Source organism: Pseudoalteromonas sp. SW0106-04 (assembly GCF_001293805.1).
Lineage (GTDB): Bacteria > Pseudomonadota > Gammaproteobacteria > Enterobacterales > Alteromonadaceae > Pseudoalteromonas > Pseudoalteromonas ruthenica.
In genome coordinates this window covers 549511-563696 of the sequence record NZ_BCAI01000001.1, presented here as the reverse complement: position 1 = coordinate 563696, position 14186 = coordinate 549511, and the positions used below count along the sequence as shown (strand labels likewise).

The 14186-nt window shown below is 47.7% G+C and carries 9 protein-coding genes; 7 read left to right on the top strand and 2 right to left on the bottom strand.

The annotated features are described in order from the left end of the window. Positions 1 to 144 precede the first annotated feature (144 nt). The 7 genes from W04_RS02295 (at position 145) to W04_RS02265 (ending at position 8950) form a co-directional block, all read left to right on the top strand. Positions 145 to 372: a hypothetical protein gene (locus W04_RS02295; RefSeq protein WP_157576237.1), complete on the top strand. Its 228-nt coding sequence runs from the start codon at positions 145 to 147 to the stop codon at positions 370 to 372. 322 nt (positions 373 to 694) lie between these two features. Further along, the gene (locus W04_RS02290) at positions 695 to 2242 is read left to right on the top strand and encodes an aspartate aminotransferase family protein (protein ID WP_053909640.1); all 1548 of its coding nucleotides are present in this window, start codon (positions 695 to 697) and stop codon (positions 2240 to 2242) included. Beyond that, on the top strand, positions 2235 to 3527 hold the full coding sequence (locus tag W04_RS02285; RefSeq protein WP_053909639.1) for a lysine N(6)-hydroxylase/L-ornithine N(5)-oxygenase family protein: 1293 nt from the start codon (positions 2235 to 2237) through the stop codon (positions 3525 to 3527). Before W04_RS02290 ends, W04_RS02285 begins: the two co-directional genes overlap by 8 nt. Then, the gene (locus tag W04_RS02280; RefSeq protein ID WP_053909638.1) at positions 3524 to 4729 is read left to right on the top strand and encodes an MFS transporter; all 1206 of its coding nucleotides are present in this window, start codon (positions 3524 to 3526) and stop codon (positions 4727 to 4729) included. The genes W04_RS02285 and W04_RS02280 overlap by 4 nt, the downstream gene beginning before the upstream one ends. A gap of 13 nt (positions 4730 to 4742) precedes the next feature. Next, complete coding sequence (locus tag W04_RS02275) at positions 4743 to 5831, top strand: heparan-alpha-glucosaminide N-acetyltransferase domain-containing protein (RefSeq protein WP_053909637.1); 1089 nt, start codon at positions 4743 to 4745, stop codon at positions 5829 to 5831. Positions 5832 to 5862: 31 nt separating this feature from the next. After that, entirely contained in the window at positions 5863 to 8259 is a 2397-nt protein-coding gene (locus W04_RS02270) for a GNAT family N-acetyltransferase (RefSeq protein WP_053909636.1), read from the top strand. Beyond that, positions 8207 to 8950: a (2Fe-2S)-binding protein gene (locus W04_RS02265; protein ID WP_197275933.1), complete on the top strand. Its 744-nt coding sequence runs from the start codon at positions 8207 to 8209 to the stop codon at positions 8948 to 8950. The genes W04_RS02270 and W04_RS02265 overlap by 53 nt, the downstream gene beginning before the upstream one ends. A gap of 41 nt (positions 8951 to 8991) precedes the next feature. On the opposite strand, the gene W04_RS02260 is transcribed toward W04_RS02265, so the two are convergent. Together W04_RS02260 and W04_RS02255 are read right to left on the bottom strand one after the other, a co-directional pair. Further along, positions 8992 to 11874, bottom strand: coding sequence for a TonB-dependent receptor domain-containing protein (locus W04_RS02260; RefSeq protein WP_053909634.1), 2883 nt, complete (start codon positions 11872 to 11874; stop codon positions 8992 to 8994). A 336-nt stretch (positions 11875 to 12210) separates the two neighbouring features. Further along, positions 12211 to 14115: a S9 family peptidase gene (locus tag W04_RS02255; protein ID WP_157576235.1), complete on the bottom strand. Its 1905-nt coding sequence runs from the start codon at positions 14113 to 14115 to the stop codon at positions 12211 to 12213. Between the last annotated feature and the right edge of the window lie 71 nt (positions 14116 to 14186).

Genomic DNA, 14186 nt, shown 5'->3' with positions numbered 1-14186 from the left:
GATTCAGCTGTTATACCCCTTTGTTTGCGTTAACAATTAACATAATTTAAACATTCAGTCATGAATTAATAAGGATATCGCCCTATGGAAATGGCAGATTAAACATGGATACACTTTCTCGCCATCGTCGGTGCGGTGATTACCATGCATTCAGGCATAGCGCTCACATTTTATCGCCTGCATGTACTCAATGCCGATTTTGGCCCTAACTCTATAAAAGCACTGGGAGTGATGGTGTTTTTACCGTCGCTGCTGATCCTTGCCGTGCTCACCGACTTCGGCAGTGAAACCTTAGCGGCATTACTCGGTACCGTGGCAGGTTATGTTTTATCGGGTTCAGAGCCCAAGCCCGAACAAGGTCCTCACCAGTAAGTTCTAAAAATAGTAGCAGTGCCCCGTGCGCTGCTATCTCCTTTACCTTCAGTTACCTCGCCGATCACACTGACACAACGTGAATTTTTATCACTTTCTCCCGAACAAAGCGTCTCGCTTGAGCCCTTCCTCGCTTGCACCTGGTAGGTAGTCACCCCTTTAAATAGCCGGATTTACTTTAGAGCGGATGCATTATTCGAGTATGAATAATAGACATGTAATAAAAATGTAAGTTAAATTAATCCTTTTTTATTATTGTCAGTGATAACCATTATCATTACGATCCCGTTTCTAATCTTTGTACCTTAAATGGAGTTGCGTCGTGAATCAATTAGCCCCTGTGCTTGATAGCCAATCAGCTAGCAATAGTCATAGTGACCCAAGTCACCCCTATATTTTTAACGAGAGTAACCTGCTGCATTACGAGATGGCTTCTATGCAAACCATGTCGTTAATCCATCAGGCCATACGCCGTGCTAAAAAGGTTCATTCAGGTGTTAACCACCAGCAGCTTAGCCAATTGGTTGCCGATATAGATTTAAGTCAGCCATTACACAGCGTGGATAAAGCACTGGATGAAATAAAAGCACTGTACTTAGATCATGCAGTCTATTTTCACCACCCTAAGTACGTGGCGCATTTGAATTGCCCGGTCGCCTACCCTGCGGTGATAGCCGAGCAATTGCTCAGTGCCATTAATTCTTCGTTAGATACCTGGGACCAAAGCGCTGGCGGTACCTTAATAGAGCAAAAGCTAATTGACTGGAGCGTGCAAAGAATAGGCTTTGATAGTCACGCCGATGGCATCTTCACCAGCGGCGGCAGTCAGTCCAACCTAATGGCATTATTACTGGCGAGAGACGATGCGGCCAAACGCCTGCATGGCCATGTCATACGTGATCATGGCCTGCCCGCACAAGCCAAGCGCTACCGTATTTTCTGCTCAGAAGTAAGTCACTTTAGCATTCAAAAATCGGCGGCCCTATTGGGACTTGGGTATAACGCAGTGGTACCAGTGAGTGTTGATAAGCACTTTAAAATGGACTTAGATGCGCTCGATGCGGCCATGTGCCAAGCCCGAGCACAAGGTGACATTCCCATTGCCGTCATCGCCACGGCAGGGACCACCGATTTTGGCTCAATCGACCCATTAGCGAGCATCGCTGAGCGCTGTCAAAAACAGCAGGTATGGATGCATGTCGATGCCGCTTATGGCTGTGGCCTGCTCGCCACCGATGATTACACCCATCTACTTAGCGGCATTGAGCATGCCGACTCGGTCACCCTAGATTACCATAAATCTTTCTTGCAACCGGTGAGCAGCAGCGCCTTTATCGTCGCCGATAAACAGCAATTCCAACATTTAACCCACCACGCTGATTACTTAAACCCCTTCAGTGATTGCCCACAGGCAGCACCTAATTTAGTGGATAAAAGCCTGCAAACCACTCGCCGTTTTGACGCTCTGAAGCTGTGGTTGACGCTACGCATTATGGGCAGTGAACAGGTGGGCCGCGTGTTTTCAAGCGTGATGGCTTTGGCGCGCAGTAGCTTTGTGACGTTAAAACAAGATCAGGAATTTGAACTCGTTCACGAGCCAGAATTAAGCACACTGGTGTTCCGTTTTATTGACCCCCATCTCGATGACGAGCAGCTCAACACACTGAATTATCAGATTAAAGACGAGTTATTCAAACAGGGTGAATGTGCCATCGCACGCACCAAATTCAGGGGTATTAATTACCTCAAATTCACCCTACTCAACCCCAACACCGCCATTGAGGACATTAAGACCATTGCCGCCGAAATTAAAGCATGCGCCTACACCCTCAAAGCGCGCTTATTCGAAAAGGAGACAAACTATGAATAAGGTGTATGACTTTATCGCCATTGGCCTCGGCCCTTTTAACCTCAGCCTAGCCTGCTTAAGCGACCCAATTGAGCAATTGGATGCCTTGTTTCTTGAGCAGCGCCCGTGCTTTGATTGGCACCCAGGTTTGATGCTCGACGGCGTCACCTTGCAAACTCCTTTTATGTCGGACTTGGTGACTTTGGCGGACCCCACCAGCCGCTTTAGCTTTCTAAATTATGCCAAGCAGCAGGGAAAATTATACCAATTCTATATTCGCGAAAGCTTTTTCTTACTGCGTGAACAATACAACCAATATTGCCAGTGGGCAGCGAGTGAGTTATCCAGCGTGCGCTTTGGCCACTGCGTTCGCCGTGTCGAATTTGATAATAGCCAAGATTGCTACCAGTTAACCGTTGATACGCCAGAAGGTGAAAAGCGCTTTTTTTGTCGCCATCTCGTGCTCGGCACCGGTCCTTCGCCGTACTATCCACCCGCAGTGCAGCCCGATGCAGCCAATGTCTGTCATGCCACTGAATATCTGTATCGTCGCGATGTCCTTAACCAAAGTAAGAGTATTACCGTGGTGGGCTCAGGGCAAAGTGCCGCAGAAATATTCTATGACTTATTATGTGATATAAAACACCAAAACTACGACCTGCAATGGGTCACCCGCGCTCCGCGCTTTTTCCCCTTAGAGTACACTAAATTAACCTTGGAGATGACCTCTCCTGAGTACGTCGATTACTTTTACCAATTAGAAGACGCCACTAAAGAGCAACTGCTTGCCAATCAGCGTAACCTCTACAAGGGCATAAACAGTGAGCTGATAAACCAAATTTACGACAAGCTTTATGAGCTTGATGTTCAAGGTATTCAGCGAGCGCGGTTATTTACTAACAGCGAACTCCTTAAACACCAAGGAGAGAGCCTGCAATTCAAACATTTAGAGCAGCAACGTAGCTTCACCTTGCACAGCGAGCAAACGGTCATGGCCACCGGCTTTAATTATCAGTTACCCGATTTTCTCAGCGGCCTAATGGATGAGCTCTGTTGGCGCGACGATGGTCGTTTCGCCGTTAATCGCAACTACAGTATCGATAAACGCCAACGCGTATTCGTACAAAATGCCGAGCTCCATACTCATGGCTTTGTCACCCCAGATTTAGGGATGGCCTGTTATCGTAACAGCTGCATCCTGCGCGGCATTCTTAAGCGTGAGCCCTACAAGATTGAACAGCGTATCGCTTTTCAAGAGTTTGGCGCCCCAGCCAGTGTTCAGCAACCACAAAAGAGTCCAGTATGAAGCAACAAGCGCTGAAATCGACGCTTATACTGCTTACGGTGATCTCGGTGGTGTGCGACACCATGATTTTGCCGTTTTATCCGCAGTTTTTTGCCACTGAGTTCAACGTCAGCTCCAGCTTGCACGTAGGCAGCTACCTTGCCACTTGCTGTATCACCGTGATGTGCGCCTTCCCGCTCTGGGCTAAGGTGGCACGTCGCGTTCATGAACTGCACTTGTGGGTGGTGACCCAGATCATTGCCGGAGGGTTAGGAGTGGCGTGTTATTCTGCCACCGATCTCCTCGCATTCTGGCTACTTTCGCAAACGATGTTGGTGTTTAAGGCTAGCTATTTACTTATCTACCCCTTTGTTCTCAGCCTTGAAGAGAAGGAAAAGCATCTAGGCATCGTCGGCCTGTTCAGTGTGTTGATGCACTTCGGTGGCATTGGCGGGGCGTTATTGGGTGGTCTGGTCTTACACAGCTTTGACCCTCGGGCGCTGTATCTCATTATGGCGGCTGGCGATGCTGTACAAGTGCTGCTGTGCCTGTACTTAATTCGTGTTTTAGCGGTCACTTGGCATCAACGAGCGCTTGGTGAAAGTACCACTGAGCGGGCACGCATCCCCCGGTTTGTGCTCGTCCTTGGGCTGGTATCCATGGGAGTCTACTTCAGTGCCTTCTTGGCGCGCCCGTTTTTCACTCTCTTTTGGCAGCAACTAAGCGGGTTCAATAACGATATCCTCGCCGGCTTTATTTTTGCCATCCCGGCTTGGGTGGCGCTGGTATGCCTGTACCGCAATCATCGCCGCCCGCGCTCACAAGCGCACCATGGCAAAGACATCGCCTGGGCTATGCTGCTTGCCAGCATAGGTTTACTGCTGCATGGCGCACAGGCATGGCCGGTGATGATCTTTGGCCGAGTACTACTCGGTATCGGCTTATTTGTGGTCACGGTACGCCTTGAGGTGGTGCTTTTTGCCCTGAGCGAGCCTCGCTTTTATGGTAGCGACTTTGCCAAGGTGCACTTTATGCAAAACATAGGGCTGATCAGCGCCTCGTTTCTCGTCGGTTCGTTGGTAAGTGACGGCAATTACACACTGCCCTTTTTCGTTGCCAGTGCCGGCTTTGTGCTCACGTTGATGGTGTTTTATGGGCTTTATATGCGCCCGGAAGCACAGCAATTTAATCGCATTTCGCAAACCAGTACACCCAGCCATTAATAAGGAAACAATCATGAATACTCACCGTCTAACTGCCGTCGACTTTGTTCGCGGGTTTAGTGTACTCATCATGGTCTGCGTACATACGCTGTGGATGTACGGTTCCAGTTATACCCAGGGGCAATCGTTACTGGGGGAGATTATCCATTTACTTGGCAAAGGCACCGCTGCGTTCCTTATTGCTATGGGGATTTCCTTATTGCTTTCTCGGCATCATAGTCCGCGAGCCTTGGCAAAACGGGGCGTAACTATACTCGCGCTGGGCTATGGTATGAATGCACTGAAGTTTGTGCTCCCTATCGCTCTTGGGGTATTACCTGAGAGCTTTATCAAAGCGTATGGCTGGCAATCGCCGTTACAACTCCCGCACTACCTGTACTTGCTGGGCACCGGCGACATTCTGCAAATGGCTGGGCTCTCGCTACTGTTGTTAAGCCTTGTGGTGCACCCAAAGCGCAGCCCATGGCTTTATATTGCCTTAGCCTTGCTCGTTGCTTTTGTGACGCCGCTGATACGCGGCTGGCAAAGCGGTATGACTGGGCTGGATTACCTGAGTGATCTTTTTGTCGGCGCGCAGTTTAACGTCTACTTCCCGGTATTTCCATGGCTGGCGTGTGTGCTTTTTGGTCTTGCACTATCAGCGCGGCTACGCCAAGGCCGCCCTCTTGAGCGCAGCGCCCTACATCTTGGTCTGCCGCTGCTAATCGTCGGCGGCGCGCTTTGCCTATGGGATAAAGACACTCATTTTAATGACTTTTTCCATCTTGGCCCCGGTGGTGCCTTGTATTTAAGCGGACTGAATTTAGTCGCACTCGCGGCTATCGACAGGCTGTTGCGCTTGAGCCAAAACTGGCCTGTGCAACAACGGATTATGACGGTATTGACCTACTGCTCTCGTCATGTAACCAGCTTGTACATTACGCAATGGGTACTGGTGTGTTGGGGCATGGCGTGGGTTGGCTTTAAAACTCTCACGCCTTGGCAATGCGCCGCGATGATGCCGGTGATGTTACTGCTCACTTTCGCGATTCATCGTCTTTTATTTGTACGTCAGCGACGCCCTGCCACCACGCAGCCCCACACTCATAAAGTTATTGACTGAACTACTTTATCAACCAGATTGAGAACGAATTATGACGAAAAGTACTGTATACACGCACTCTCATCCACTGTTAGGCACGCTTACCTTTCGTGCTCTGGATCTTGAACACGACTTACCCCTGTTGATGCAATGGTTGCATCATCCGCAAGCCCATTTTTGGGGCGCAACGCAGCAATCTGCCGAAGAAATTAATGACTTCTATCAAGCACTCAATAACGACCCAGCGCAGTATGCTTTTATTGTCGAAATCAACGATAAACCCAGTGCGCTTATCGAGGTATACCAACCGCAGTTACTAAACCTTGAGCAGCACTTAAATCTACAAAGCGGTGACTTGGGCATGCATTTGCTCTTAGCACCGGCGCACTTGCCCGTGCGCGGCTTTAGTCTGGGGGTGATGACTTCGGTCTTACACTTTATGTTTACTGAGCTTGATTGCGAACGCGTGGTGGTTGAGCCGGATGCCGGTAACCATAAAATTCATACCCTGAATTTAAAAGCGGGGTTCAGCCATCACAAGGTGATCCAGCTAGGTGATAAAACGGCGCTGCTAGGCACCTTAACGCGCGCGCATTTTAATTATCTCAGACAGTTGCCTGAACGCTTTGATAGCTCAAGGCAAAGCCCAGAAAAACAGCGTATAACACCGAGCCTAAGTGGCCAACATTTGGATGATGAGTCATGGCAATACGCCAATCGTTTGCTGATCGCGAAAATGCTGAGCGAATTTTACCATGAGCGCATCTTTACCTACGACCAAGATGCCGAGGGTTATGTGCTCAGCACCCTCGGCGGACACAGTTATCACTTCCAAGCCCACGCCATGGCGCTCAACCATTTGCAAGTTGATCCGCAAAGCATTACCAAAGTGCACCTTGGGCAACACCACGCCCTAGACGCCATTGCCTTTGTGTTAGAGTGCAATGATAAATTAGGCGTTGCCCAAACTATGCTGGGTACCTATTTGGAGGAGCTTGCCAGTACCCTCAGTGGCTTCGCATTTAAGTATCGCAATAACAGCCTCAGCAGTGCCCAACTAGCACAGGCTGATTTTCAGGTGATTGAAACGCAGATGACTCAAGGCCATCCCAGCTTTATCGCCAACAATGGCCGCATCGGCTTTAATGCTCAGGACTTTCACCAGTACACGCCAGAGGCGGCCAGCGCATTTAATATTGTTTGGCTTGCGTGTCATAAACACCACACTACCTTTAAGAGCACCGCCGATTATAGTTATGAGGTCTTAATTACGCAGGAGCTCGATATCGCCGAGCGACAACGCTTCGATGCTCAGCTAGGCGAGCAAGGGCTAAACCCTGACGACTATTACTTATTCCCCATGCACCCATGGCAGTGGTTCAATAAGCTGGTGCATGTTTACAGCTACCACGTAGCGCAAAAACAAATAGTGTGTTTGGGCTACAGCCAAGATAAATACTTACCACAGCAATCCATTCGCACCCTGTATAACATCACAAAACCGCATAAATGCTATGTGAAAACGGCCTTATCGATTCTCAATATGGGCTTTATGCGCGGTCTTTCCAGCGCGTATATGAAAGTAACCCCTGCCATCAACCAATGGTTATTTGATTTAGTTGCCGGTGATGATTATCTGCGCCAGTGCGGCTTTATACCGCTTCGAGAGGTGGCAACTCTGGGCTTTGACGAGCAGTATTACACCCACCCGGCGCTCGGTGATAACCCCTATAAAAAAATGATGGCGGCACTGTGGCGAGAAAATCCACGCCATTATATGGATGACGATGAAAGCTTAGCGACCATGGCCAGCTTACTGCATATTGACATCCAAGGTCAGAGCTTTATCGGCGCCAAGATTGCAGCGTCTGGGCTCTCGCCACAGCGCTGGTTAGCGCATTACCTGCAGGCCTATATGACGCCTCTGCTGCACTGCTTTTATCAATACGATCTGGTGTTTATGCCCCACGGCGAAAACCTGATTTTACGCTTTAAAAACCATATCCCCGTCGGGGTGTTCATTAAGGATATCGGTGAAGAGATTGCACTATTGAATAGTGACATGGCCATCGCCGACGAAATCAGCCGGATCAAGATTGAGGTACCTGAAGAGGTGGCGGTTCTGTCTATTCTTACCGATGTGTTTGACTGCTTCTTCCGTTATTTGGCGGCGATTATGGTCGATGCCAAGTTGATTAGCGAAACAACATTTTGGCGCTGCGTGGCAAAGAGCATTCAAGCATACCAACAGGCTCACCCCGAGCTGCAAGACAAGTTTGCCAAACATGATTTGTTTGCGCCCTCGTTCCCATTGTCTTGCTTAAACCGCTTACAACTGCGCAATAACCAACAGATGGTGGATATCGCCGACCCCGCCAGCAGCATGCAATATGCCGGTGACTTGCGCAATCCGCTTGCCGATTATGCCGATGTCAGCGAACGTGCATAACAAGGCCATTGAGCAGCAATTACGCCAACAGTGCTCACTGTTGGCGTTTGCCGAGCCGCGCCCGGGTGAAATCTGGTTTGCGAATAACCACCTTGAGCGGCAGCCGTGGCAGGCGTTGTTGACCCGGCTAAACGCTCGCGCCGAGAAGCTGAGCTCAGCGTATCTCAGCGTTAATAGCTTTTTGCAGCTTAGCTGGCAACCGCTTTACCTGAGTGTTGCCTGTGTCGAAGGGTTGCACTGCGTACCTCAATTAGGCGTGATGCAACAGCAGCTGCACGCCAATGGCAGTATTTATGGTCTCAGCGCAGTGACCTATCAATATGTTGATAAGTGCATAGATAAGCAAGTATTAAGGAAGCAGTGCCATGCCCAGCTGTTAACACTAAGCCAAGGTTGGCTGCAGCACATCTCAAGGTATGCGGGGTTAAGTCTAGGGTTAGCCCAACGACTGTTAAGTGACACGTTAACGTCGGCACTGCTACATGGTGCCACGTACAGCAATGAAGCGCACCTGCACCAAGCACATCAAGGTTGGCAACAGCTTTTTTATCCGCGCTTTCGGCAAACCATTCACTGCTCACAGGGTCAATATCACAGCTCACGTATGACGTGTTGCCTGCACTATCAACTCAAGGCACAAGAGGCTTGTCAGAACTGCCCTATCAAGTGCAAAGCACAGCAAAGCGCATAAAAAAAGCCCCTAGATAGGGGCTTTAGCAGGGTAGAATAATATTAGAAACTGACGTTCACACCCGCAGTGACGCGTCGTCCAATGACGTCATAGTACTCACCGTCAGTGAAGGCGAATGGATTACGTGGCGGTGTGCGATCAGCCAGGTTTTGCACGCCTAAACGTACATCGACATGGTCATTCACAGTGTAATCGAAGTTAATATCGAAGGTTGTGTATGATGGAATGTCGTTGTAGTTATTATCCTCGATACTCCATGCAGGGCGCTCTTCAACCGTTGCATGAGTGTAGTTCGCCGCAAATACGGTACGCAAATCACCAACTTGATACTCGGTCGTGAAGCGTGCTTCCCAGCGAGGTTTGTGCTGCTCACCTGTGCGAGTACGGTTATCTTCTGCGTTACCTGTCGGGTTGAGCTCATAGTTGTTCAGATACGTGGCGATAAGCTTCATTTTAAAGCCGCCAATGCGGGTATCAAAGTCATAGACCGACTCGATATCGACACCGCTTAGCTTTTCTACTGACGCATTCAGGGACGTCTCGTAGAAATCAACAACTTCATAGGTGTCTGGGTCACGAGTGAAGGCATCACAGAACGGGTTGTTTAGGCTTTCTGAGCGATAACAGTTGCGGATTGAGTCTTCGTAGCCGAAAAACGCAATGGCGTTTTCAATTTCAAAGTCCCAATAATCAACAGTGATGTCGAAGCCTTCTAGGAAGGATGGCGTATAAACAAAACCAACGGTGATATCGTTTGATACTTCGTTATCAAGATTCGGGTTGCCGCCAAGTTTACCTTCTAGGGAGCCACCGTCACGCCAGTCGTCAGACGGAACCCAACCCTCAGGAATACCTGCAGCCGCACAGTTACGAGTAACTTGCTCTTTATACTGATCTTCTTTCGCGATGGCATCAGCCGCACACGGCTCTGCACGTTCTTGCGCATATTGCGTCCCTGACGAGCTATATAGCTCACCGATATTAGGTGCACGCACCGAGCGAGCTTGAGCAAAACGCACACGGATGTCATCATTTACTTGCCAAGTGAACCCTATTTTATACGCATAATCAGTCCCTGTAGAGCTGTAATCCATATATCGATAGGCAGCTTCCAAGTTCACTTCCTGCATTAGGTATCGGTCATAAACGAGCGGCACTAAGAATTCTGCCGCATACTCATCAACAGTTAATGAGCCTTCATAAGGCAATCCTGAGTTACCGAATATAAGGCCTTTGCGAATACCCGTTCCAGGTGTTTCATAGGCACTCTCACGACGCCATTCGTAGGTGAATGCAGATGACACATAACCCGCTGGCAACTCCATCAAGTCACCGGTAACGGTTGCACCAAAGCTTGACTGCTCATGGCCTCGTTCGGCTTTGGCAACAGTTGAAATATACTCTAACGCTTCAGCTGAATGTTGCGGTTTACCCAAGAAGTTAATTGGCGCACATCCTTGTAGTGCACCGATCACCTCGCCGTCTTCATTACGATCAGCACAAACAACTTGCCCTTCGTACTCTACGGCATCAAGAGCGTTAAATAAATTCTCAGTAAATACTTCACCGTACCACGATGTATCTTGAGTCATTTCACCGTGCTGGAAGTAAGTGGAGTAAGTCCAGTTATCATTGATATAGCCATCTAAGCCAACCGATACACGGAAGGTAGAACGGTCTTGAGAATATTTACGAGGACCAAAATCATCACTCAAACGACGCATATTAATCTGCTCTACGCCATTTTCATCCATAAGCGACGCTAGGTCGTCTTTAATGAAAGCGTTATCACGGCGAATCACCAACTCGTCACCACGTAAGAATATAGGTGTTCCCTGACCAAATGCTTCACTCTCAGAGTAAGTCACGTCAAAGCTAAGGTCATGACCATCAACAACTTCTTGGTGGCCTGCCAAATTAAACGTATGACGTTCTAGCGGCGTACGGAAGAACTCATCAACGCCATATTGGATACCATCACCGAATGGGCCTGTGTAGTACCAGTTAGTTCCTGCGCCAGGAAGACCACTGCCTGGCAATGGACCATCACCGTTATCAAAAGGACGTAAGTTTAAGTTCTCATCAAATGTCCATTGTTGCCCACCTAGGAAAAATTCACTAGATTCGTCATACAATCCATAGTGCTCTTGGTCATAGATAGGAATACGGGCCGGAATGCCATCGTCGCCTGATGTGTCGTTAGGGTTTGGCGTCGAGCCTACCGCATCAACATACCAATCTTTGTCTAATCGGGCCATCTGCTCTTGATCGGTGTAATCATAGTTAAAGATGAAACCGCCACCATCAAACTCACGGCCAAAGGTTAATGAACCGAATTTCTGGCTACCACCGCCCTCTAAAGGCTCAGTTGTAGCCAAGTCAATTTCGATGCCATCGAACGACTTACGAGTGATAATGTTAACAACACCTGCCACTGCATCTGCACCATAAACAGCCGAGGCACCGCCTGTCGAAATTTCAATACGCTCAATAAAAGATGTGGCGATGTTGTTAAGATCCACAGAGTTTCCACCCGCCTGACCCGGTAGGAAACGTCGACCATTTACCAGTACTAAAGTTCTGTCTGAACCTAAGCCACGCAGGTCGGTGGTATTCAGACCGTTCGCATAAATGAAGTTGTTTGAATTCTCTGGGCTAAGACCAACAGAGGCTGAAGGTAGCTCTGCTAGGAAGTCATTCACGTTGCTGACACCCGCATCTTCAAGTTCAGTGCGACCAATGACAACCACAGGCGTTGGCGCCGTGGCACCAATACGTTTGATTTTTGAACCTGTTACCTGAATACGCTCTACTTCTTGTTGCTCACTTTGTTGCTCGGCTGCAAGCGCTGTCTGTGCGCCAACTACACCGCCGAAAAGGATTGCAGAGTGAACTGCAACCGCTAATTTGCTTGTTTTTATCATAATTAATCCCTGATTGAACTGAAAACTTTTTTATTTATATATGCACTACTAAGTAGGTACATTATGAATGTGTAACATATCAAAATAAAAATGTAACCTTTTTTAAGAAAAAATAACTGTTTAACTACAATGAGTTATACAGAATAACAAGGGTAAAAATAAAACAGAAAAATAAAATAAATGTAAATTGAGAAAAACCAGAAACAATTTATTAAATATAAAAGCAATATTTAAACACACTTATAATCATAACTATGGGGAAGGGTGCACTGTATCAAAGAGTAAGAGCAAGGGGAGGTGAAGGACGGCGGTTCAAAATCGCCGTCCTTGTGCAGGTTACTTCAGGCCGCAGCGATTATCTAACCAATCAACTAATTCGGAGTAAAAAGTCATTTTATGGTCAAAAAACAACGTGTCAGAGAAATGGTCCGCATCCTCTAACACCACATACTTAAAGTTTTTGTTATGTTGCTTTAGCTCATTTACAAACGCGTCACTATGCTCAATAGGTACACGCCCATCAATATCACCATGAATAACCAAGATAGGAACATTCACTTTTTCCACCTGCTCCACAGGAGAAACACCAGCAATGGTAGGTTTTTGCAGTTTACTCAACAACGGATTATCGTTTAGCGTGGCATTAATGCGGTTTAAGTCACTCACGCCAGCCCCAGCGACAGTGCATTGATAGATATTTTTATCACGCATTGAAGCAGCAAATGCGGCATAACCACCGTAACTCCAACCAAACATAGCCAGCTTATCCTTGGTTGCAAGTCCTTTATCAACAAGATACAGGGCGGCATCATCAAGGTCGTCTTGCATCTTCAAACCCCAGTTCTTGTCGCCCGCCTTCCAATGCTCTAAACCATAGCCTGTCGAGCCCCGATAGTTAGGCTGGATCACCACATAGCCATGAGAGGCAAGTAGTTGTGCCCAGTCATCGAATATGACCGTATCGCGCACCCAAGGCCCGCCATGAGGTAACACGACAGCTGGGAATGGCCCTTTCCCCTGAGGAATGGTTAAATAGGCGCGAATCTTACGACCGTCACGGGCTTTATAGCTAATATATTTAGTCTCTCCCAGTTTATTTTTATCAATAAAGGGCATTTTCTCGCCCAGTTTGACGATGTCTTTTTTGTTCAAAATGACATAGTAAGTACCGGGGTCATCGTCCGACTGTGTCATCACCACTAAGGTGTTATCGTCTTCAGAGCGACTGACTACGCGAACAAATTTGTCAGGATACAACTGTTTCACGCCATCCTGGACAGCTTGATACTCGGGGTTGGTAAAGTAAAACTCCGGATGCTTTGCCGTGTAGGAAAACCCAATTAGGTTGTCTTCTTTGTCCTGCAATACTGCATCCACATCGACGGACTTCAGACCAAACAAGCGCTCGGAATACGTTTTCTCAACAATGTCATATAGGTATACCCCGGTGGTATTCTCGCCTTGGTTTGCAATAACGTATAATTTGTTTGGTTGCTCAGCAGACACACCAGCGATGTCAAAAGTTTCACGCTTTTCACCGCTGACACTGTGAATTTTAATCCATTCGTCATCGCCCTTTTTTCGCGCAAATACATCAATAGCCTGATCAGCACGATTAAAGCCTTGACCAACACGAACGTCACCATCTTTATCGGCAATAAAGCTACCATTTACCTTGTCGCTGCCGCGCACCAAAGTTTTGGTTCGACCACTATAAATATCAAGTTTTACAACATCAGGGATGTAGTTGTCATTGACGTCACCTTCGACCAAGATATGTTTGTTATCATCGTGCAATAAATCAATGATTGAGAATCCCTGACGGCTTTCACGAAAGGGAATAAGCCACTCCCCTTTACCATTTGCATTAGTAATCGCAAATTGAGTCACCCAATACTTACTGCCACTGTCTTCGAGTAACTGGCGAAACATCACACCAATTTTTTCGTTATTTAACCACGAGACACTGGATATACGCATTTTATCTGCGCCCAAGCGTACAGGTTCTGCTGCCATATCAGCTGTTTTTCTAACTTCAAGAACGTAATCACCATTCTTGCTGGTTGCTTTTAACACAGCAAGGTGCTTGCCGTCAGGAGACGTTTGTACACTGCGAATCGCAGGTAGTATAGAGAAAGATTCGATGGTAGAGACTGAAGGCTGCTCAGATTGGGGCTCAGCATTAGTCCCTGGAGCGACCATCACTAGCATTGCTAAACTAAAAATTGAGGTTTTTAACATTTTTATGTCCTCATAACGATTGAACCTAATTGTCCAAAAAAAAGGCTCCTGCAAGCAGAAGCCTTTTACCA